Below are 19,699 nucleotides of genomic sequence, written 5' to 3' on the forward strand. Positions count from 1 at the left end.
GCAAATATATCAAGCCGTCTCGCCGCCACCAAGGGCTGGCCGCCGGAGTTCCGCCCGGCGCTGCTCGCCCTCCCGCGCCCATTCCGCCGGTTCGTGGTGCACGCGCAGGAAGCCCGCCAGTTCGGGCAGCGCGCGGCTCAGCTGCGTGTGGAGTTCCTGGGCCGCCGAGCGGTAGGAGGGGTGCCCCGCCACGCCGCTGCGCAGCCGGATCAGGTGCTCGGCTTCGCGCAGGTTCATCCGCAGGACGAAGCGCTGACGGAAGGCCATGGGCACCAGGTAGGCGGCCGCCGCCGCGTGACCGGTGGACAGGTCGCGCCACAGCCCGGCCGCGCGCTCCAGCAGCTGTTCGCTCTCCTCCCGCCGCTTTCCCAGCAGGCCCGCCGGCAACTCCCAGCCCCAGCGGCACCCCAGCAGCGGCACCGTGGGCGTCAGCAGCCGGTGGCGCTGGAGGTCACGGAAGGCGCCGTAGTCCAGGCAGAACTCCACGCTCAGCTGCACCTGTTCGAAGGCCCGCGGCGGCACCTCGTGTTCGCCCAGGCTGTCCAGGACCGCGTGCAGCAGGGTGGCCCGGCCCGCCACGCCCAGCTCTTCGGCCCGGCTGCGCGCTTCGCCCACGCCCACGCCGCGCCGCTGCACGAGCCAGTCCGCCACCACGCGGACCGCCGCCTGGTCGTCCCACTCCAGCAGCCGCACGCGCGGCGGATCGCTCTCCGCCGGCTCCACTGACGGCAGCAGCGCGTCCAGCCGCTCCTCCAGCCCCGCCTGCCAGGCCGCGGGCCGGGCGTGCTTGAGCAGCACGGGCGTGATCCGCCGCCCCTCCTCCTCCAGCCGGTCCCCCAGCTCGCGCAGCTCCTGCAGGGCGTGGGCCCGCAGCTTGCGGATCAGGTGGGCCGCGCTGCGCGCGTTGCAACTCAGGCCCAGGCTGGTGCGCGCCCCTGCCGGCAGCAGGTAGCGCGTCGTGTCACACGCGGCGGCGTGCAGGGTCTGCTGCCAGGCCCGCGCCGGCAGACCCGCCGGCCGTTCGCGCTCCTGTTCCAGCTCGGCGCGGATCTCCCGGTAGAAGCGGCCGTAGGTCTCGAACAGGTCGCCCACCAGCCGCCGGACCTGTTCCTCCTGCGGCGCGCCGCACCACTCCTGCGGCCAGTGGAAGTGATCCAGATCGAAGACCTGATAGCGCGAACTCTTCTCCGTGAAGGCCGCCAGCCGGCTGTCCTCCAGGGCCTTGGCCGCCAGGATGGACAGGCCCTCCACGGCGAAGTGCAGATCGGCGTGCTCGGCCACGCTGGAGTGCCCGTAGCCCAGCACCCACTTTTCGTGGAAGGCCGAGGCCTTGGCCTGGTCGAAGCCCGCCTGCGCGGCGGGGGCGGGCAGGCCGTCCTCGTCCATCAGCTTGAGCAGGTTTTCGCGGAAGCCCGCCGGACTGCGGCTCACCTGGGCGAAGAGCACGGCCACCACCTCCGGCGGCAGCCCGTGCAGGGCGTAGACCGGCCGGTCCAGGTTGGTGACAAAGGGCGCAAGGCGCTCGGCAGGGGTCATCTCGGCCTCATGCTTGGTACATCCATCACTGGGACACGAAGGGCACGAAGACCGAAGAAGAGCACGAAGCGGAAATCGCAACTGGATTGAAATCGGGCAGAATACTCCTGACCGTTTTCCTCTCTTGTCATGCCTGCTCGCGCTTCGTGTTCTTCGTTCTCTTCGTGCTCTTCGTGTCCTCTGCGTCCTTCCCCCGGTCAACCCCTGTGATAGGGCCGGCCGTCGCGGATCATCAGCGCGCGGTAGAGTTGCTCCAGCAGCACCAGCCGCGCCATCTGGTGCGTGAAGGTCATGGGCGAGAGGCTGAGCACCAGCCCGGCGCGCCGCCGCACGGCCTCGTCCAGGCCTTCCGCCCCACCGATGACGAAGCGGAAGCGGTTGCCGCCGGCGCCCAGCCGGCCCTCCAGCCAGGCCGCCAGCTCCGGGCTGCTCAGGCCGCGGCCCTTCTCGTCCAGCGCAACCAGCTCCTCGCGCGGCTCCAGCCCGGTCAGCAGGCGCTCGCCCTCCAGCCGGCGGATCTCCCCCAGGGCCAGGCCGCCGTCCAGGGCCTCGGCCTTGTGCACCACGAGCTCCACCTTGGCCCAGGCCGAGAGCCGCGTGCGGTATTCGGCCTCGGCCTCCTGCAGCCACTTCTCCCGGCTGCGGCCGATCACGTGGAGGGCGAAATTCACTTCACGTCCCGTCCGTGCCGGGGCCGCTCCGGACGCGGGGACGCGGGCTCGTCCTGCGGGAGATCCTCGGGTGTGCCGGACGCGAAGCGTTCAGGCCAGCAACGCCCCAGGTAGTCCCCCAGCCGGAGCTCCTGCCCGCGCGGCTGGGGCCGGTAGAGGCGCAGCTCCGCCAGCTCGGGCGGCAGATAATCCTGTCTCACGAAACTGTCCGGGAACTCGGGCGGGTAGCGGTACTCCGCGCCGTGGCCCAGTTCCTTGGCCAGCCGCGTGGGCGCGTTGCGCAGGTGGGCGGGCACGGGCCAGGCCGGCTGCTCGCGCACGGCCCGCCGCGCCGCGGCCAGCGCCTCCGCCGCCGCGTTGGACTTGGGTTGCGCGGCCAGGTAGGTGACACATTGCACCAGCGGGTAGGCCGCCTCGGGCAGGCCCAGTTTGCGCACCGCCTCGAAGGCCGCCTCCGCCAGCACCAGGGCGTTGGGGCTGGCGTTGCCGATGTCCTCGCTGGCCAGGATCAGCAGCCGGCGGGCGATGAAGACGGGATCCTCGCCGCCCTCCAGCAGGCGCAGCAGCCAGTAGACCCCCGCGTCGGCATCGGAGCCGCGGACGGATTTGATCAGCGCGCTGACCAGGTCGTAGTGCTGGTCCCCGCCCTTGTCGAAAGGCTGCACGCGCCGCAGCAGCACGGTCTCCAAGGTCTCCAGCGTGATCCGTCGTCCGCCCGCGGCATCCGCCCCGGCCACGGCGGCCGCCAGCTCGAGGTTCTGCAGCAGGCGCCGGGCGTCCCCGCCCGCCAGATCCACCAGCCGGGCCCGGGCCGGTTCGTCCAGGGACAGCGAGAGGCTGACCAGCCACTCGTCCGCGACCAGCGCCCGCTCCAGCAGCTGTTCCAGGGCCGGCGCCCCCAGGGGCTCGAAGACCAGCACGTGGCAGCGCGACTGCAGCGCGCCGATCACCTCGAAGCCCGGGTTCTCCGTGGTGGCGGCCAGCAGGGTGAGGGTGCCGTCCTCCACGCTCTTGAGCAGGGCGTCCTGCTGGGCCTTGTTGAAGCGGTGGATCTCGTCGATGAACAGGATGCTGGGCAGGCCGTCCCGGCGCCAGGTGGCCTCCGCCTCGGCGATGACCTTGCGCAGGTCGGCCACGCCGCTGGTCACGGCGTTGAGGGCGTGGGCCCGCCCGGCGTAGGACTCCATCAGCAACCGGGCCACGGTGGTCTTGCCGGAGCCCGGCGGCCCCCAGAAAATCAGCGACTCCAGCCGGCCCTCGGCCAGCAGGCGCGGCAGCAGGGCCCCCGGCGCCGTCAGGCGGGGTTGTCCCACCACATCCTCCAGCCGGCGGGCGCGCAGGCGCTCGGCCAGCGGGGCCCGCCGCTGGCGCTCCGCCCCGCGGTCGAAGAGATCGGGATGCTCGGGATGCTCCATGGAATGCCCTGCTCCGTGTGACACGCTGAAGGTAGGGATTCATCGGCCGGGCCGGGAGCGCGGATTGCCGCGTCAGGCGTCCGGATCGGGGAGGGTGGACCGACCGGTCCGGGGCTCGAGGGGATCGAGCCGGCCGCAGCCTCAGCCGTCCCACATGCGCTCGTAGGCGGCCTGGCGCTCGGCGATGAAGGCGGCGGGATCGTCGCCCACCGCCAACCGGCGCAGGATCGGGCGACGGCGGGTGTCGTACTCGTGGATCCAGCGCTCGGGCGAGTCCGGCCGCCCCAGCACACGGATGGGCCCGGTCATTCGGCTGTCGGCCTGTTCCAGTTCCAGGCCGGCGGCCAGCAAGAGCTCCGATTCGGCGGGTTCCAGTCGCCGGGCGAACCCGGGTTCCAGGCTGATCAGCAGGGCGTCGGTCATGTCTCTCGCATCTCCATTGGGACACGAAGGTCACGAATCTTCTTAGCCGCGGGCAAGCAGGCGCACCACGGCGCTGCGGCCCCGGTGCAGCAGTCCCTCGTCCAGCTCCAGTTCCCGCTCCTCCAGGTGGAGCAGCTCCAGCCCGGCGAAGTCCCGCGCCAGGTCGGCGGGCTCGTAGAGCTGGTCAGGGTTGGAGGGGCCGCCGGTGCCGTGAGCCAGCTGGCGGGGCGTGAAGCACTCCAGCACCAACAGCCCGCCCGGGGCCAGACCGGCGGCCAGCCGCGCGTGCAGCCGCGGGCGCAGGGCGCTGCCCAGGTGCAGGTAGATCAGTGCCACCAGATCAAAGGAGCCCGCCGGGGGCGTCCAGTCCTCCAGGTCGGCCAGCAGCGGGTGGTAGCGCTCCGCGACTCCGCGCTCCCGGGCCAGCCGGGAGGCCTTCTCCAGTCCCACGACGGAGGCATCCACGGCTGTGACCTCCAGCCCTTGCTCGGCCAGCCAGACACCGTTGCGGCCCTCGCCGTCGGCCACGGCCAGCGCCCGCCCGCCGCTCGGCAACAGCCCGGACTGGGCCTGCAGCCACAGATTGGGCGCGGTGCCGTAGACGAACTCGGCGCCGGCGAAGCGCTCGTCCCAGACGGTTTGCGTCATGTTGCCTCTTTCAAAATGACACGTAGCTCACGAAGAGAGGGCGAAGGGCACGAAGAAACTCACACTGGACGTCACGTCGGGGCACTGGCGGTCGAGGTTGTGGGACTTTCCATCCCGTCCTCGCTTCCCTGTCTTCGTTCTCTTCCCGCCCTTCGTATCCGACTCGGGCTCCATCCTACCGGCCAGGCGCACGCCTGATCCTTCCACGACGAGGAAAGCCCACCCGCCAGAAAGCGGATGGGCTTGGGAGTTCCATCCAGAACCACCGGACTACTTGTTGTCCAGCTGCTCCTCGTAGCCCACGAACTCAAGCATCACCATTTCGGCCTGGTCGCCCGGCCGGGTGCCCAGCTTGATGATGCGCGTGTAGCCGCCGGGACGGTCCGCGAAGCGCGGTCCCACCTCATCGAAGAGGTGCTTGACCACGTCCTTGTGCACCAGGTGCGACAGCACGTGGCGCCGGGCCGCCAGGGTGCCCTTCTTGGCGAAGGTGACCATGCGCTCGGTGTAGCTGCGGGCCGCGGCGGCCTTGCCGCTGGTGGTGGTGATGCGCTTGTGCTCGATCAGCGCGCAGGCCAGATTCGCGAGCAAGGCCCGACGATGGGAAGCGCTGCGGTTGAGCTTGACCTGGGATTTCCTGTGCCTCATGTGTCTTCCGCCTTATTCGTTCTTGCCCGTGTCGCCCAGGTAGCGCGAGACGTCCATGCCGAAGTCCAGCCCGTGCGTCTGCAGCACGGCGGCCAGCTCGTTCAGGGACTTCTTGCCGAAGTTCTTGTACTTCAGCATCTCGGCTTCCGTCTTGCCCACCAGCTCGCCGATGGTCTTGATGCGGGCCTCCTTGATGCAATTGGAGGCGCGCACCGTCAACTCCAGATCCTCGACGTTCTTCAGCAACAGCTTGCGCATGTTGAGGACCGTCTCGTCGATCTCTTCCTCGGGAGCCTCGGCGGGATTCATGTCAAAATCGATGAAGAGCCGCACGTGCTCCATCAGGGTCCGGGACGCGAAGGTCAGGGCGTCGTCCGGAGTCACCGCGCCGTTGGTGCTGATTTCGAGGATCAGCTTTTCATAGTCCGTCTTGTGGCCCACGCGCGTGTTCTCCACGCGGTAGGTCACGTTGGTGACGGGCGAGAACAGCGCGTCGATGGGGATGGTGCCGATGGGCTGGTCGTCGATCACGTTCTCCTCGGCCGGCACGTAGCCGAAGCCCTTGCGCACTTCCAGCTCCATCAGGAATTCGCTGGCCGTGCTCAGGGTGGCGATGTGCAGTTCGGGGTTGAGGATCTCGATCTCGGCGCTGGCCTTCTGCAGGTCGGCGGCCGTGATCTCCACCGGGCCCTTGACGTGCAGGGTCAGACGCTCCGGCCGCTTGGAAAGCAGCTTGATCTGCACCTGCTTCAGGTTGAGGATGATGTCCGTGACATCCTCGGTGACACCGGGGATGGTGGAGAACTCCTGCAGGACGCCGTCGATCTTGACGTGGGTGATCGCCGCGCCCGGAATGGACGAGAGCAGCATGCGCCTCAGGGAGTTGCCCAGGGTGACGCCATACCCGCGCTCGAGCGGCTGAAGGAAAAAGCGACCGAAGGACGAGCTGTAGCTGTTGTGATCCAGCTCGACCGCCTCGGGGCGCTGAGGATTGAGTCCGTTCATGCGGTTTGGTCTCCTGGCTGAACCTGCTTTCCCAATCGACCGGCGTCGCCAAGGCGCGCCGGCCGGATGGCACACGGGAACCAGCGGCTCCCCCGCGCCTCACGCACACGGCCGGGCACGGCCACGAGCGCCGCACCCGGAACTGGGCGGTTCAGATGCGCCGCTTCTTGCGCGGCCGGCACCCGTTGTGCGGCAGGGGAGTCGTGTCTTTGATGGACGTGACCATCAATCCCGCTGCCTGCAGGGCACGGATGGACGACTCGCGACCGGCACCCGGGCCCTTGACGAACACGGAGACTCGACGCAGTCCCAGATCCATCGCGGTCTTGGCACACTCGGCGGCGGCCAGCTGCGCGGCGAATGCCGTACTCTTGCGCGAACCTTTGAAACGACCGCGGGACCCGCCTGAGGACCAGGTGATCACGTTGCCGTAGCTGTCGGTCAAAGAGACGATGGTGTTGTTGAAACTCGCCTTGATAAAGGCGTTCCCAACAGCGTCCACCTTCTCCTTCTTCTTGACTTTCTTCTTGACGGTCTTGGCCAAGATATCCTCCAGGGATCTGGGATCAGCCCTTCTTCACCACGCCCGAGGACTTCTTGCGACCCTTGCGGGTGCGGGCGTTGTTCTTCGTGTTCTGTCCGCGAACAGGCAGGTTGCGGCGGTGGCGGAGTCCACGGTAGCAGCCGATGTCCATCAGCCGCTTGATGTTCATGGTGATCTCCGTCCGCAAGGCGCCTTCCACCTTGTGGTCGTTCTGGATGACGCTGCGGATGCGCCGCAACTCTTCCTCGTCGAGGTTCTGCACTCGCGTGTCCGGGCTGACATTGGCCTTCTCACAGATGGCCCGGGCGGTGGAATGACCGATCCCGAAAATGTACGTGAGCCCGATCTCGACTCGCTTGTTCTTGGGCAGATCAACTCCGGCAATGCGTGCCAATGGTGCCTCCCGAATGCGGGGGTGCCCACTCCCGTGGGCCGCGCCCCTTGCTGACTGGGCCTAGCCCTGACGCTGCTTGTGCTTGCGGGTCTTGCTGCAAATCACGCGCACCACACCGGCGCGGCGCACGATCTTGCAGTTGTCGCAGATTTTCTTGACCGACGCTTTGACTTTCATCGCCGTGTCTCCCTCTATCCTCGTATTCAGTTCCTGATTCCGGCGCTTCAGCCGCTCGTCGGCTGCAAGCGCCCGGTTTCGGACCGCGCAGTCGGTCCGAAACTATTTGTGGCGGAAGGTGATCCGTCCCCGCGTGAGATCGTAGGGCGAAAGCTCCACCGTCACCTTGTCGCCCGGCAGGATGCGGATGTAGTGCATGCGCATCTTGCCGGAGATATGGGCCAGCACCACGTGGCCGTTGTCCAGCTTCACCCGGAAGGATGCGTTGGGCAGCGTCTCCAGCACAGTCCCGTCGATCTTGATGATGTCCGTCTTGCCCATGCGGCTCCTAGTCCAGGGTCAGGATCTCGGGCTCCGCGTCCGTGACGCGGATCTGGTGCTCGAAATGGGCGCTGTCACTGCCATCCGCCGTGGCGACGGTCCATCCGTCAGCCAGCACGCGAATCCGCCATCCGCCCGCGTTGATCATCGGTTCCAGGGCCAGGCACATGCCCGCCTTCAGGCGCAGTCCGTGTCCGGGTCTCCCGTAATTGGGAACCTCGGGAGCCTCGTGCACGGCGCCGCCCACTCCGTGGCCCACCATGTCGCGCACCACCGAAAAGCCCAGGGGCTCCACGTGGCCCGCCACCGCGGCGCCAATGTCGCCGATCCGGTTGCCGGCCCGGGCCGCCTCGATTCCCTTCAGCAGGGATTCGCGCGTGGCCTCCAGCAGACGCAGACGTTCGGGGCTGATTGCGCCCACCGGGTAGCTGCGGGCCGAATCCCCGTAGTAGCCGTCCAGCTGCGTGCCGGCATCGATCTTCACCATATCCCCTTCCACCAGGCGGCGTCCGCCCGGGATGCCGTGCACCACCTCGTCGTTGACGGAGATGCAGCAGCAGGCCGGAAAGGCCTGGACTCCCGGCGGGCCCGGCACGCCGATGAAGGACGGCGTGGCGCCGTGGGACCGGATGAAGCTGTCAACGATCTCGTTCAATTCCGCCGTGCTCACGCCCGGCCGGATTTCCCTTTCCACCAAGTCAAAGGCCCGCGGCAGGATGCGGCACGCTTTGCGGATCTGCGCGAATTCGCGCTCCGAATAGATGCGCACCATGCTCAGGCCAACCCGCCCACGATGGCCTGGAAGACCGATTCCACCGAGGCCATACCGTCCACGCGGCGCAAGCGGCCCGCCTCCTCGTAGAAGCGGATCAGGGGCGCCGTCTGCTCCTGGTAGACTTCCAGGCGGTGGCGCACCGTCTCTTCCTTGTCGTCGTCGCGCTGATCGACGTTCCCGCCGCAACGCGTGCAACGCTCGGGCACCGGCGCATTCAGCGCGTTGTAGTCCGCGCCGCAGTCCCGGCAGGTGTGCCGGGAACTGAGCCGCCGGACCAGGGCCTCTGGATCCGTCTCCAGGGCCACCACGGCGCTCAGCGCGATTCCGCCCCGCTCCAACAGGCGCTCCAGCCCGTCGGCCTGGGCCACCGTGCGCGGAAAGCCGTCCAGGATGAAGCCCTTGCGGCAGTCATCCTGCTTCAACCGTGCGTCGATGATCTCAAGGATCGTGTCGTCCGGGACCAGATCGCCCCGTTCCAGGCAATCCTTGACCTTCTTGCCAAGCTCCGTGCCTTGGCGGATGTTCTCCCGCAGGATGTCTCCCGTGGAGATCTGGGGGATGCCCAACTTCGCCGATATCAACTTCGCCTGTGTGCCTTTCCCGGCGCCCGGCGAGCCCAGCAGAATCAGTCGCATCCCCGCCTCCTCAGGACATCCGGGTCCGACCCCGAATCCGTCCCGTCTTCATCAGGCCGTCATAGTGCCGCATGGTCAGGTGGGATTCGATCTGCTGGAGCGTGTCCAGGGCCACGCCCACCATGATCAGAAGTCCCGTGCCGCCGAAGAAGGAAGCGAAGTTGAAGGAGATGTTGGACCCCATCAGATCCCCGGCATAGCGGAACAGGATCTGGGGAAACACCGCCAGCAAGCCCAGGGCGATGGCGCCCGGCAGAGTGATCCGCGTGATCACGAAATCGATGTAGTCGCTGGTCTTCTTGCCCGGCCGGATACCCGGGATGAAGCCGCCGTAACGCTTCAAGTTCTCCGCCACTTCCACGGGGTTGAAGGACATGGCCGTGTAGAAGTAGGTGAAGAAGATGATCAGCAACCAGTACGAGATCAGATAGGGCCAGGCCGTCCAACTGAAGGCGCCGTTCACGAACTCTTTGATGGCGCCCTCGGGCAGCAGGCTGCCCAGGGTTTGGGGCAGGAACATCAGCGACTGCGCGAAGATGATGGGCATCACGCCCGCCATGTTGATGCGCAGGGGCAGATGCGTGCTCTGGCCGCCCATGACGCGGTTGCCCACCACGCGCTTGGCGTACTGGACGGGGATCTTGCGCACGCCCTGGGTCAGCAGGATCGCGCCCATGATCGTGGCCCACATCAGGGCCAGCAGGAAGATCTCCGCCAGCAGCGGGCGCGTCTGGGCCGCCACCTGCTGGGCCTCGTCGAAGAGGGCCACGGGGATGGACTCGACCACACCCAGGAAGATGATCAGGCTCATGCCGTTGCCGATGCCGCGCTCGCTGATCTGCTCGCCCAGCCACATGAGGATCAACGTGCCGGTGGTGAGCATCAGCATGGTGGTGAGCTTGAAGCCCATCCCCGGGAAGAGCACGATGGGGGCGCCGGAGCCCGGCGCCACGATGCTCTCCAGGAAGACGGCCACGCCGGCGGCCTGCATGGCCGACAGGAAGACCGTGCCGTAGCGCGTGTACTGGGTGATCTTCTTGCGACCCTGCTCGCCCTCTTTCATCAGGCGCTGGAAGAAGGGCACCGTGGTCCCCATCAGCTGGATGATGATCGAGGCGCTGATGTAGGGCATCACGCCCAGACCGAAAACGCCCACCTTCTGGAAGGCGCCGCCGGTGAACATGTCGTAGAGACCGAACAGGGTGTTCTGGCTCTGCTTGAAGAACTCGCCCAGAGCATTGGCATCAATGCCCGGAGTGGGGATGTGGACGCCGATCCGGCACACCAGGAAGATGAACAGGGTGAAGAGCACCCGGTCCCGCAGTTCCGGAATCCGGAAGATGTTGGCGAATTTATCCAGCATGCAGATTGCCTCGACTGAAGGTGCGACTAGCCCTCGATGGGCTGAACGCTGCCACCGGCCGCTTCGATGCGGGCCTGGGCCGACTTGGACACCTTGACCCCGCTCACCGTCAGCTTGGCTTTCAGATCGCCGTCGCAGAGGATCTTCACCGGCGCGTTCAGGCGCTCGATCAGACCGGCCGCCAGCAGCGTGTCCGGACTCACCAGGCCGTCCACCAGAGCTTCCAGCATGCTCAGCTGGACGATCTGGTTTTCTTCCCGGTGAATGTTGGTGAAGCCGCGCTTGGGCAGACGCCGCTGGATGGGCATCTGGCCGCCTTCAAACCAAGCCCGGTGCTTGGCGCCGGAGCGGGACATCTGGCCCTTGTGGCCTTTGCCCGCCGTGCCGCCGTGTCCGGAGGCGTCACCACGCGCGATCTTCTTGCGGCGGTGGTGCGAGCCCTCCGCGTACTTCAGGGATCCCAGGTTCATCGGAACCCTCCTAGTCGTTGATTTCTTCCACCTGCAGCAGGTGAGGAATGGCCTTCACCATGCCCAGGATCTGCGGGGTGGCCTCATGCACGACGCTCTGGTGCAAGCGCCGCAAACCGAGCGCCTGAACCGTGGCGCGCTGGGCCTGGGGGCGACCGATGACGCTGCGCGTGTAGGTGATCTTCAGCTTCATGCCTCGCTGGCCTCCTTCTGCGCATCCATGTGATAGATGGAGCGCAGGCTGCGGCCCAGACGGCGGGAGAGCTGGCCGGGGCTGGTAAGCTCCAGCAGCGCCTGGAAGGCCGCCTTGACCTCGTTGTGCGGGTTGTTGGAGCCCAGGCTCTTGGACAGCACGTCGTGCACGCCCAGGCACTCCATCACGGCGCGCACGTTCTTGCCCGCGATGATGCCGGTACCCGCGGAGGCGGGACGGAGCAGCACGCGGCCGGCGCCGAACTTGCCGATGATCTCGTGGGGAATGGTGCTGCCGGACAGCTCCACGCGGATCATGTTCCGCTTGGCGGCCTCGGTGCCCTTTTCGATGGCGTTCACCACTTCGTTGGCCTTGCCCAGGCCCCAGCCCACGCGTCCGTTGCCGTCACCCACGACCACGATGGCGTTGAAGCCAAAGTTGCGGCCGCCCTTCACCACTTTGGCGGTGCGGTTGATGTTGACAACCTTCTCGATCAGGCCCAATTCCTGGGGATTCACGTGTTCCAAGGGTCTCTCCCGGTTCTCGTTAGAAATTGAGACCGCCCTCGCGGGCCCCGTCGGCCACGGCCTTCACCCGACCCCAGTATTTGTAACCGGAGCGGTCGAAGACGCAGGCGCTGATCTCGCGGCTCAGAGCCAACTCGGCCAGGGCCTTGCCCACGATGTGGCTCTTCTCCACCGGGGTCTTGGCCTCGGCCAGGCGCTCGGCCAGGTCCTTGGACTTGGTGGAGCTGGCGGCCAGGGTCTGCCCCTGTTCGTCGTCGACGAGCTGCGCATAGACATGCTTGGCGCTGCGGAAAACCGACAGGCGCGGGCGCAGGGCCGTGCCGCTCACTTTCTTGCGGGTGTGCATGTGGCGCCGTTCGCGCCCCAGCTGGCGAATGTTCGTGCTCATGGCATCCTGCCTTACTTCTTGCCCGTCTTGCCGGCTTTGCGCTCGACGTACTCGCCCACGTAGCGGATGCCCTTGCCCTTGTAGGGCTCGGGAACCTTGAAGCCACGCACGATCGCCGCGACCTCGCCCACCAGGGCGCGGTCCGTGCCGCTGATCTCGATCTGGGTCGGCTTGGGCACCAAAATCTCCACTCCCGACGGGGGAACGAACAGGATCTGGTGGGTGAAGCCCAGCTTCAGCAGCAGCCGGCCGGTGCGCAGCTCCGCCGTGTAGCCCACGCCCTGGATCTCCAACTTCTTCTGGAAGCCGGCGGTGACGCCGGTGACCATGTTGGCGATCATGGCGCGCGTCATGCCGTGCAGGGCACGGTGCCGCGGCTGGTCGTCCGGGCGCTCCACCAGGACGTTGCCCTCTTCTACCTTCACGACCATGTCCGGATGGATGGCCATCTCCAGCAGACCCTTGGGCCCCTTCACCGCTACCCGGTGCTCGGACTGGGTGACCTCGACCCCCTTCGGCACGGGGACGGGCAGTCTTCCGATTCGTGACACCTCAGCCTCCTTACCAGATGTAGCAGAGGACCTCGCCACCCACATTGCGGGCACGCGCCTCTTTGTTGGTGATGACACCTTCCGGCGTGCTCAGGATCGCGATGCCCAGGTTGTTGCGCACCCGGGGCAGCTTGTCCGTGCCGCGGTACTGGCGCAAGCCGGGCTTCGAGATCCGGCGCAGGCCGGTGATCACGCTGCGGCCGTCGCTTCCAAAGCGCAGGGCGATCCGGATGGTGCCCTGCACCGCCTCCGTCTCCACCTTGTAGCCGCGGATATAGCCTTCCTTGGCCAGGATATCCACGATGCGCAGCTTGATGTTCGAGCTGGGGCAGTCCACAACGCGCTTGTTCGCGTGAATGGCGTTGCGGATGCGCGTCAGCAGATCAGCGATGGGATCCGTCACAGGCATTGGGTCCTCCTTACCAGCTCGCCTTCACCACGCCCGGGATCTCACCCGCCAGGGCCATCTGCCGGAAGCAGATGCGGCACAGCCCGAATTTGCGCAGATAGGCCCGCGAGCGACCGCACTTGCGGCAGCGCGTGTAGGCGCGCACCTTGAACTTGGGCGTTCCCTGCTGCTTCTTGATCAGTGCTTGACGGGCCATGTCACTGGTTCCTCTTGACGAAGGGCATGCCGAGCTCAGCCAGCAGCACCTTGCACTCTTCATCCGTGCGGGCTGTGGTCACGAAGCAAATGTCCATGCCATGCACACGCTCGACCTTGTCGTAGTCGATTTCCGGAAAGACGATCTGTTCCTTGATGCCCAGGTTGTAGTTGCCCCGGCCGTCGAAGGAGCGGTCGCTCAAGCCGCGGAAGTCGCGCATGCGGGGGGTCACGATCGAGATGAAGCGATCGAGGAACTCCCACATGGCATCCCGGCGCAGGGTGACGCTGGCACCCACCGCCATGCCCTCACGCAGCTTGAAGTTGGAGATGGACTTGCGGGCCTTGTTGATCACGGGCTTGCGGCCGGTGATCCACCCCAGCTCCTCCACCGCCGATTCCAGGGCCTTGGGCGTATCCTTGGCGGCGCCCATGCCCACGTTCAGGACGATCTTGGTCAGCTTCGGCACCTGCATGATGCTGGTGTAGCCGAAGCGCTCCATCAGGCTCTTCCGGACCTTGTCCTTGTAGGAGAGCTTCATGCGCGGTTCGTAGCTCATGGCGTCACACCACCTCGTTTGAGTCTTTGGAGACCCGGACGCGGCGTCCGTCGACAACCTTGGCGCCCAGCTTGGCCTTCTTGCCCGTGGAGGGGTCCACGAAGGACACCTTGGACACGTGCACCGGGGCTTCCTTCTCGATGATGCCACCGGTCTGGCCCGCGGCGCGCGGCTTGGTGTGGCGCTTGATCACGTTCACGCCTTCCACCAGCACCTTGTCCTTCTCCGGCATGGACTGCAGAATGCGTCCCTGCTTGCCTTTGTCGACGCCCGCCAGGACGACGACCTTGTCACCCTTCTTCAATCGCATCAGAGCACCTCCGGCGCCAGGGAGACGATCTTCATGAACTGGCGGTCGCGCAGCTCGCGCGCCACCGGCCCGAAGATTCGCGTGCCCTTGGGCTCCTTCTTGTCGTCGATGATCACGGCGGCGTTGTCGTCGAAGCGGATGTAGGAACCATCCGCCCGGCGCACTTCCTTGGTGGTCCGGACGATCACGGCCTTCACCACGGCGCCCTTCTTGATGTTGCTGGCCGGAAGGGCCTTCTTCACCGAGCACACCACGATGTCGCCCACGCTGGCGTAGCGCCGACCCGTGCCACCCAGCACGCGGAAGCACTTGAGCAGCTTGGCGCCGGTGTTGTCGGCGACGTTGAGTCGGGTTTCTTCCTGGATCATGGTCCGGATCTCCCGTTCTTACTTCTTGCGCTCGATGATCTGCGTCAACCGCCAGCGCTTGCAGCGGCTTAGCGGCCGGCACTCGGTGATGGACACCAGATCCCCCGGCTGAGCCTCGTTGGTCTCATCGTGGGCCATGTACTTCTTCGTGCTCTGGAAGTACTTGGAATAGATCGGATGCTTCACCTTGCGCACCACGGCCACCGTGATGCTCTTGTCCATGCCGGCGGACACAACCCGGCCCACCCGGACTTTGCGAATCCCGCGTTCCGTCATGATACGCTCCTAGCCCTGGGATGCCGTCTGCACGTCCGACTCCCGCAACAGCGTGCGAAGCCGGGCGATGTCCTTGCGCAGCTGCCGGATGCGCAGGGGATTCTCCAATTGGCTCATCCCGTGCTTGTATTGCAGCTCGCCCATGTTGTTCTCGGCTTCCGTCAGTCGGGCCTCGAGATCGGCCCGGCTCAGCCGCCGGATATCACTGGTCTTCATGGCGCTCTCCTAGTCCCGACGCTCGACGAACTTGGTGGCGATGGCCAGCTTGTGTCCCGCCAGGCGGAGGGCTTCCTGGGCCATCTCGGGCTTCACGCCCTCGATCTCGAAGAGCACCTTGCCCGGCTTCACCACGGCCACCCAGAACTCGGGGGCGCCCTTGCCCTTACCCATTCGGGTTTCGGCGGGCTTCTTGGAAACCGGCTTGTCCGGGAAGATGCGGATCCAGACCTTGCCGCCGCGCTTGATGTGGCGCGTCATGGCCACACGGGCGGCCTCGATCTGGCGGGCCGTCACCCATCCGGGCTCCAGCGCCTTCAGGCCAAACTGACCGAAATCCACGTTGCATCCGCGGTAGGCCAGGCCCGTCATCCGTCCCCGCATGGATTTGCGGTGCTTGACTCGTTTCGGCATCAACATGATGACGATCCTTTCCTACTTGCGGCGCGCGGGCTTGGGCCGGTTGTTCTGCTGCTTGCTGGCCTCATAGTCCACGCCGAACTTCTCGCCGCGGCAAATCCAGACCTTCACGCCGATGACGCCGTAGGTGGTCCGGGCTTCCGACAGCGCATAATCGATGTCTGCGCGAAGAGTGTGCAGGGGAATCCGGCCTTCCTTGTAACGCTCCGTGCGGCTCATCTCGGCTCCGCCCAGTCGGCCGGAACACATGATCTTGATGCCGTCGGCGCCGTTGCGCATGGTGGCCTGGATGGTCTTCTTCATGGCGCGGCGGAAGGACACGCGTCCCTCGAGCTGCCGGGCCACCGAGTCCGCCACGAGCTTGGCGACCAGCTCGGGCTTCTTGATCTCGATGATGTTGACCTGCACCTCGTTGTCGAACTTGAGCTTCAGCTCCTCGCGGAGGCGCTCCACGTCCTGGCCCTTCTTCCCGATCACGTGACCGGGACGGGCGGTGTGCAGGGTCAGCACCACCGTGCGGGGATGCCGCTCAATGTCGATACGGGCGATGCCGGCGTTCTGGTAGGCCTTCCGGCTCGAGATGTACTTGCGGATCTCCACGTCCTGGAGAAGCTTGTCCGCGAAGTGGTGCTCGTCAAACCAGTTGGAGGACCAGGTCTTGTTGATGCCCAGGCGGAACCCGATCGGATGCGTTTTCTGTCCCATCTAGCCCTCCGCTCCCGTGGACTCCAGGGCCTTCTGCCCCACCACCACGGTGATATGGCTCGAACGCTTGCGAATCGTGGTCGCCCGCCCCATGGCGCGCGGCAGGAACCGCTTGGCCGTGGGACCTTCATCCACGAAGATCGTCTGGATGATCAGCTCATCCACGTCCACGCCCTTGGCGCCGTCCATTTGCTTGAAATTGGCCACGGCCGAACGCACCAACTTGGAAACCGGGGTCGACGAGCGCTTCTCGCTGAATTGCAGCTGCACAAGTGCGTCGTTGACCTTCATTCCCCGCACCAGGTCCGCCACCAGGCGAACTTTGCGCGGCGAGATGCGCAGGTTGCGGCAGATCGCTTTCGCTTCCATCGCTACTCCTCTACCGCTTGGCCTTCTTGTCGCCCTTCTTGTCCTTGTGGCCGAAGTAGGTACGGGTGGGGGCGAACTCACCCAGCTTGTGTCCTACCATGTTGTCGGTCACGTACACCGGGATGAACTTCTTGCCGTTGTGCACGGCGAAGGTCAAGCCGATGAATTCCGGGGTGATCATCGAGCGCCGACTCCAGGTCTGGATGACCTTCTTGTTGTCGGCGTTCTTCATCGCATCCACCTTCTTCTCCAGGTGGCCGTCCACAAAGGGACCTTTCTTGATCGATCGCGCCATGTGAAGATCCTTCCCTACTTGGTCCGACGGCGCACGATGAACTTGTCGCTGTCCTTGTGACGCTTGCGCGTCTTCAGACCCTTGGTCTTCCAACCCCACGGCGAGGTGGGATGGCGACCGCCGGAGCTGCGACCTTCGCCGCCGCCCATGGGATGGTCCACGGGGTTCATGACCACGCCGCGCACGGTGGGCCGGATGCCCAGCCAGCGGCTGCGACCCGCCTTGCCCGAGCTGATGTTCATGTGCTCCGAATTGCCGGTCTTGCCGATGGTGGCGCGGCAGTTCTGGTGCACCTTGCGCAGTTCGCCGGAGGGCAGCTTGATCAGCACATAGTCGCCATCCTTGGCCATCACGGTGGCGGAAGCCCCGGCACCGCGCGCCATCTGGGCGCCCTTGCCGATCTTCAGCTCGATGCAGTGGACGAACTCACCCATGGGGATGTCCTTCAAGGGCAGGCAGTTGCCTGTCTTGATCTCGCTCCCGGGGCCGCTCATCAACCACGTGTCCACCTTGACGCCTTCCGGCGCGATGATGTAGCGCTTCTCACCGTCCTTGTAGAACAGCAGGGCGATGCGCGCGCTGCGGTTCGGATCGTACTCGATGGCGGCCACGCGGGCGGGGATCCCGTCCTTGTTGCGCTTGAAGTCGATGATCCGGTAGCGCTGCTTGTGCCCGCCGCCCTGGTGGCGCACGGTGATCCGACCCTGATTGTTGCGCCCGCCCTTGCTCTTCTTGATGACGGTGAGCGCCTTCTCAGGCTTGGATTTGGTGATCTCCTCGAAGCCGGGGGTGCTGCGGAAGCGCTGCCCGGGCGTCGTCGGCTTGTATTGCTTCAGGGCCATTGCCGTTCTCCGCTTCCTACAGACCTTCGACCAGCTCGATCTTGTCGCCGGGCTTCAAGGTCACCACGGCCTTCTTCCAGTCCGCGCGACGACCGGCGTGGGCGCCCATGCGCTTCACCTTGCCGCCCACGTTGATGGTGCGCACGCTGCTCACCGAGACGCCGTAGCGCTTCTCGACCGCCGTGCGGATCTCAATCTTGTTGGAATCCAACGTCACCCGGAAGTAGTACTGGTTGCGCTCGTCCTTCAGCGCCACCGACTTCTCCGACAGGATGGGGTGGATCAGCACTCGCTTCTCAGCCACCGTACACCTCCTGCAGGCGGGCCACCGCGCTCTTCTGCAGCACGATCACCTCGCTGCCCACGATGTCCCGCACGCTGGGCTGGTCCGCCGGCTTAAGCTCCAGCTTGTAGATGTTGCGCGCCGACAGGTACAGGTTGCGATCCGTCCCCGCGGTCAGGAACAACACGCGCCGTCCTTCCAGGGTGAAGGCCTTGAGCAGACCGGCCATGGCCTTGGAGGCCGGCTTGTCATAGCTGAAGTCCTCGACCACGACGACCTTCTGCTCCCGGGCGCGCAGCGTATAGGCGCTCATCTTGGCCAACTGGCGAACCTTCTTGTTGACCTTCTTCTCGTATTCGTGGGGCTGGGGTCCGAAGACCGTGCCGCCGTGGCGGTACTGCGGGGCCCGGCTGGTGCCCTGCCGCGCGTTGCCCGTGCCCTTCTGCTTGTAGGGCTTGCGACCGCCGCCGCTGACCAGGCAGCGGTTCAGCGTGGCGTGGGTGCCCTGCCGCTTGGCGGTCTCCTCCGACACCACCGCCAGGTAAACGGCGTGGCCGTTGGGGTTCTCGATGTTGAACACGGCATCCGGCAGCTCAATGCGCTCGCTGGTCGGGGAGCCGTCCTTCTTGTGGATGATCACGTCCATGACGTTCCCCTTACTTCTGGATTTCCAGGAGGCCGTTGCGCGCGCCCGGCACCGCTCCCTTCACCAGCAGCAGATTCCGCTCGGCGTCCACCGCCACAACCTTGAGGTTGGACACGGTGACCCGCTCGTTTCCGCACTGGCCGGCCATGCGCCAGTTTTTGAAGGTGCGCGACGGATCGGAGGAGGCGCCCACCGAACCGGAACCGCGGTAGGATTCGTGCACACCGTGGCTGGCCTTGAAGCCGGAGAAGTTGTGGCGTTTCATCACGCCCGTGAAGCCCCGGCCCTTGGAGGTACCGGAAACCTTCACCTTGTCACCGGCCTTGAAGATCCCGCAGGTGACCACCGAGCCCAGCTCGAAAGCGCTTAGCACGGCGCTTCGGAACTCGCGCAGATGGCGCAGCGGCTTCACGCCGGCCTTCTTCAGATGGCCGGTCTCCGGCCGGTTCATGCGGGCGGGCTTGACTTCATTGAAGCCCAGCTGCACGGCTTCGTAACCGTCCCGCTCCTTGGACTTGATCTGGGTGACGTAGCAGGGTCCGGCTTCGATGACGGTGACGGGAATGCACTCGCCCTTCTCATCGAACACCGTGGTCATCCCGAGTTTGCGTCCCAGAATGGCGCTCATAGGTGGCTCCTCAGGACTTGATCTCGATGTCCACGCCGGCGGGCAGTTCGAGCTTCATCAGCGCGTCGATCGTCTTGTTCGTCGCGTTGAGGATGTCGATCAGCCGCTTGTGGATGCGGGTTTCAAACTGCTCGCGGGACTTCTTGTCCACATGGGGCGACCGGTTCACCGTCACCACCGAGCGATCGGTGGGCAGCGGAATGGGACCGGCCACGATGGCACCGGAATCCCGCGCGGTCTTGATGATCTTCTCGGCCGACATGTCGATCAGGTTATGATCGTATGCCTTGAGACGGATTCGAATGTTCGGATTGGCCACGATCCGACTCCTGCTTAGACCATTGCCCGGGAGGTCGTAGGGACACGATACATCGTGTCCCTACCTGTCCGGGTCGATTACTTCTGAATTTCCGTCACCACGCCGGCGCCGATGGTCCGCCCGCCTTCGCGGATGGCGAAGCGCAGGTCCTTCTCCATGGCGATGGGCGCGATC

At 65.8% G+C, this 19,699-nt stretch carries 36 protein-coding genes; all 36 read right to left on the minus strand.

Going from position 1 to position 19,699, the window contains the following annotated elements; genetic code table 11:
• Window positions 1–9: 9 nt before the first annotated feature.
• Window positions 10–1,536 carry an FAD-dependent thymidylate synthase gene (locus WC326_14925; GenBank protein ID MFA7332359.1) on the minus strand — a complete coding sequence of 509 codons (1,527 nt, stop codon included), beginning with the start codon at window positions 1,534–1,536 and terminating at the stop codon, window positions 10–12.
• Window positions 1,537–1,733: 197 nt separating this feature from the next.
• On the minus strand, window positions 1,734–2,207 hold the full coding sequence (locus WC326_14930) for a 23S rRNA (pseudouridine(1915)-N(3))-methyltransferase RlmH (protein ID MFA7332360.1): 474 nt from the start codon (window positions 2,205–2,207) through the stop codon (window positions 1,734–1,736).
• Window positions 2,204–3,622, minus strand: coding sequence for a replication-associated recombination protein A (locus WC326_14935; protein MFA7332361.1), 1,419 nt, complete (start codon window positions 3,620–3,622; stop codon window positions 2,204–2,206). The genes WC326_14930 and WC326_14935 overlap by 4 nt, the downstream gene beginning before the upstream one ends.
• Window positions 3,623–3,763: 141 nt before the next feature.
• Window positions 3,764–4,045 (minus strand): hypothetical protein, encoded by a 282-nt coding sequence (locus tag WC326_14940; GenBank protein MFA7332362.1) that lies wholly within the window; start codon window positions 4,043–4,045, stop codon window positions 3,764–3,766.
• Window positions 4,046–4,087: 42 nt separating this feature from the next.
• Window positions 4,088–4,693, minus strand: coding sequence for a class I SAM-dependent methyltransferase (locus tag WC326_14945; protein MFA7332363.1), 606 nt, complete (start codon window positions 4,691–4,693; stop codon window positions 4,088–4,090).
• A gap of 270 nt (window positions 4,694–4,963) precedes the next feature.
• Complete coding sequence (gene rplQ, locus WC326_14950; protein MFA7332364.1) at window positions 4,964–5,341, minus strand: 50S ribosomal protein L17; 378 nt, start codon at window positions 5,339–5,341, stop codon at window positions 4,964–4,966.
• A gap of 12 nt (window positions 5,342–5,353) precedes the next feature.
• Entirely contained in the window at window positions 5,354–6,346 is a 993-nt protein-coding gene (locus tag WC326_14955) for a DNA-directed RNA polymerase subunit alpha (protein MFA7332365.1), read from the minus strand.
• Window positions 6,347–6,497: 151 nt separating this feature from the next.
• Window positions 6,498–6,890 carry a 30S ribosomal protein S11 gene (rpsK, locus tag WC326_14960; GenBank protein ID MFA7332366.1) on the minus strand — a complete coding sequence of 131 codons (393 nt, stop codon included), beginning with the start codon at window positions 6,888–6,890 and terminating at the stop codon, window positions 6,498–6,500.
• Window positions 6,891–6,912: 22 nt separating this feature from the next.
• A complete protein-coding gene (rpsM, locus tag WC326_14965) occupies window positions 6,913–7,284 on the minus strand; it encodes a 30S ribosomal protein S13 (protein MFA7332367.1) in 372 nt (123 codons plus the stop codon).
• Window positions 7,285–7,344: 60 nt separating this feature from the next.
• Window positions 7,345–7,461, minus strand: a complete 117-nt coding sequence (rpmJ, locus tag WC326_14970) for a 50S ribosomal protein L36 (GenBank protein ID MFA7332368.1) — start codon at window positions 7,459–7,461, stop codon at window positions 7,345–7,347.
• A 102-nt stretch (window positions 7,462–7,563) separates the two neighbouring features.
• On the minus strand, window positions 7,564–7,782 hold the full coding sequence (gene infA / locus WC326_14975) for a translation initiation factor IF-1 (GenBank protein ID MFA7332369.1): 219 nt from the start codon (window positions 7,780–7,782) through the stop codon (window positions 7,564–7,566).
• Between the two features lie 7 nt (window positions 7,783–7,789).
• On the minus strand, window positions 7,790–8,554 hold the full coding sequence (gene map / locus WC326_14980; GenBank protein MFA7332370.1) for a type I methionyl aminopeptidase: 765 nt from the start codon (window positions 8,552–8,554) through the stop codon (window positions 7,790–7,792).
• A 2-nt stretch (window positions 8,555–8,556) separates the two neighbouring features.
• Entirely contained in the window at window positions 8,557–9,192 is a 636-nt protein-coding gene (locus WC326_14985; GenBank protein MFA7332371.1) for an adenylate kinase, read from the minus strand.
• Window positions 9,193–9,202: 10 nt separating this feature from the next.
• Window positions 9,203–10,555 carry a preprotein translocase subunit SecY gene (gene secY / locus WC326_14990; protein MFA7332372.1) on the minus strand — a complete coding sequence of 451 codons (1,353 nt, stop codon included), beginning with the start codon at window positions 10,553–10,555 and terminating at the stop codon, window positions 9,203–9,205.
• Window positions 10,556–10,581: 26 nt separating this feature from the next.
• The gene (gene rplO / locus WC326_14995) at window positions 10,582–11,025 is read right to left on the minus strand and encodes a 50S ribosomal protein L15 (protein MFA7332373.1); all 444 of its coding nucleotides are present in this window, start codon (window positions 11,023–11,025) and stop codon (window positions 10,582–10,584) included.
• A 10-nt stretch (window positions 11,026–11,035) separates the two neighbouring features.
• Window positions 11,036–11,218, minus strand: a complete 183-nt coding sequence (rpmD, locus tag WC326_15000; GenBank protein ID MFA7332374.1) for a 50S ribosomal protein L30 — start codon at window positions 11,216–11,218, stop codon at window positions 11,036–11,038.
• Window positions 11,215–11,745 carry a 30S ribosomal protein S5 gene (gene rpsE, locus WC326_15005; GenBank protein MFA7332375.1) on the minus strand — a complete coding sequence of 177 codons (531 nt, stop codon included), beginning with the start codon at window positions 11,743–11,745 and terminating at the stop codon, window positions 11,215–11,217. Before rpsE ends, rpmD begins: the two co-directional genes overlap by 4 nt.
• 19 nt (window positions 11,746–11,764) lie before the next feature.
• Window positions 11,765–12,133, minus strand: a complete 369-nt coding sequence (gene rplR, locus WC326_15010; protein ID MFA7332376.1) for a 50S ribosomal protein L18 — start codon at window positions 12,131–12,133, stop codon at window positions 11,765–11,767.
• An 11-nt stretch (window positions 12,134–12,144) separates the two neighbouring features.
• On the minus strand, window positions 12,145–12,684 hold the full coding sequence (gene rplF, locus WC326_15015; protein ID MFA7332377.1) for a 50S ribosomal protein L6: 540 nt from the start codon (window positions 12,682–12,684) through the stop codon (window positions 12,145–12,147).
• Between the two features lie 10 nt (window positions 12,685–12,694).
• The gene (gene rpsH, locus WC326_15020; GenBank protein MFA7332378.1) at window positions 12,695–13,093 is read right to left on the minus strand and encodes a 30S ribosomal protein S8; all 399 of its coding nucleotides are present in this window, start codon (window positions 13,091–13,093) and stop codon (window positions 12,695–12,697) included.
• Between the two features lie 10 nt (window positions 13,094–13,103).
• A complete protein-coding gene (locus tag WC326_15025) occupies window positions 13,104–13,289 on the minus strand; it encodes a type Z 30S ribosomal protein S14 (GenBank protein ID MFA7332379.1) in 186 nt (61 codons plus the stop codon).
• A gap of 1 nt (window position 13,290) precedes the next feature.
• Window positions 13,291–13,848, minus strand: coding sequence for a 50S ribosomal protein L5 (gene rplE, locus WC326_15030; protein ID MFA7332380.1), 558 nt, complete (start codon window positions 13,846–13,848; stop codon window positions 13,291–13,293).
• A 4-nt stretch (window positions 13,849–13,852) separates the two neighbouring features.
• Entirely contained in the window at window positions 13,853–14,158 is a 306-nt protein-coding gene (gene rplX / locus WC326_15035; GenBank protein ID MFA7332381.1) for a 50S ribosomal protein L24, read from the minus strand.
• Window positions 14,158–14,526 (minus strand): 50S ribosomal protein L14, encoded by a 369-nt coding sequence (gene rplN / locus WC326_15040; GenBank protein ID MFA7332382.1) that lies wholly within the window; start codon window positions 14,524–14,526, stop codon window positions 14,158–14,160. Before rplN ends, rplX begins: the two co-directional genes overlap by 1 nt.
• Window positions 14,527–14,544: 18 nt before the next feature.
• Window positions 14,545–14,802 (minus strand): 30S ribosomal protein S17, encoded by a 258-nt coding sequence (gene rpsQ / locus WC326_15045; protein MFA7332383.1) that lies wholly within the window; start codon window positions 14,800–14,802, stop codon window positions 14,545–14,547.
• Between the two features lie 9 nt (window positions 14,803–14,811).
• Entirely contained in the window at window positions 14,812–15,018 is a 207-nt protein-coding gene (gene rpmC / locus WC326_15050) for a 50S ribosomal protein L29 (protein ID MFA7332384.1), read from the minus strand.
• A 9-nt stretch (window positions 15,019–15,027) separates the two neighbouring features.
• Window positions 15,028–15,438 carry a 50S ribosomal protein L16 gene (rplP, locus tag WC326_15055; protein ID MFA7332385.1) on the minus strand — a complete coding sequence of 137 codons (411 nt, stop codon included), beginning with the start codon at window positions 15,436–15,438 and terminating at the stop codon, window positions 15,028–15,030.
• A 15-nt stretch (window positions 15,439–15,453) separates the two neighbouring features.
• Window positions 15,454–16,143 (minus strand): 30S ribosomal protein S3, encoded by a 690-nt coding sequence (rpsC, locus tag WC326_15060; GenBank protein ID MFA7332386.1) that lies wholly within the window; start codon window positions 16,141–16,143, stop codon window positions 15,454–15,456.
• A complete protein-coding gene (rplV, locus tag WC326_15065) occupies window positions 16,144–16,512 on the minus strand; it encodes a 50S ribosomal protein L22 (protein MFA7332387.1) in 369 nt (122 codons plus the stop codon).
• Window positions 16,513–16,522: 10 nt separating this feature from the next.
• On the minus strand, window positions 16,523–16,807 hold the full coding sequence (gene rpsS / locus WC326_15070) for a 30S ribosomal protein S19 (protein MFA7332388.1): 285 nt from the start codon (window positions 16,805–16,807) through the stop codon (window positions 16,523–16,525).
• A gap of 14 nt (window positions 16,808–16,821) precedes the next feature.
• Complete coding sequence (rplB, locus tag WC326_15075) at window positions 16,822–17,649, minus strand: 50S ribosomal protein L2 (GenBank protein MFA7332389.1); 828 nt, start codon at window positions 17,647–17,649, stop codon at window positions 16,822–16,824.
• A 16-nt stretch (window positions 17,650–17,665) separates the two neighbouring features.
• On the minus strand, window positions 17,666–17,953 hold the full coding sequence (gene rplW / locus WC326_15080) for a 50S ribosomal protein L23 (GenBank protein ID MFA7332390.1): 288 nt from the start codon (window positions 17,951–17,953) through the stop codon (window positions 17,666–17,668).
• On the minus strand, window positions 17,946–18,578 hold the full coding sequence (gene rplD / locus WC326_15085) for a 50S ribosomal protein L4 (protein ID MFA7332391.1): 633 nt from the start codon (window positions 18,576–18,578) through the stop codon (window positions 17,946–17,948). Before rplD ends, rplW begins: the two co-directional genes overlap by 8 nt.
• Window positions 18,579–18,588: 10 nt before the next feature.
• A complete protein-coding gene (rplC, locus tag WC326_15090; protein MFA7332392.1) occupies window positions 18,589–19,206 on the minus strand; it encodes a 50S ribosomal protein L3 in 618 nt (205 codons plus the stop codon).
• A gap of 10 nt (window positions 19,207–19,216) precedes the next feature.
• Window positions 19,217–19,525 carry a 30S ribosomal protein S10 gene (rpsJ, locus tag WC326_15095; GenBank protein ID MFA7332393.1) on the minus strand — a complete coding sequence of 103 codons (309 nt, stop codon included), beginning with the start codon at window positions 19,523–19,525 and terminating at the stop codon, window positions 19,217–19,219.
• 77 nt (window positions 19,526–19,602) lie between these two features.
• Window positions 19,603–19,699 (minus strand): elongation factor Tu (locus WC326_15100; GenBank protein ID MFA7332394.1); only part of this gene is annotated, 97 nt, incomplete at its 5' end.

Source organism: Candidatus Delongbacteria bacterium (genome assembly GCA_041675285.1).
Lineage (GTDB): Bacteria > CAIWAD01 > CAIWAD01 > CAIWAD01 > CAIWAD01 > CAIWAD01.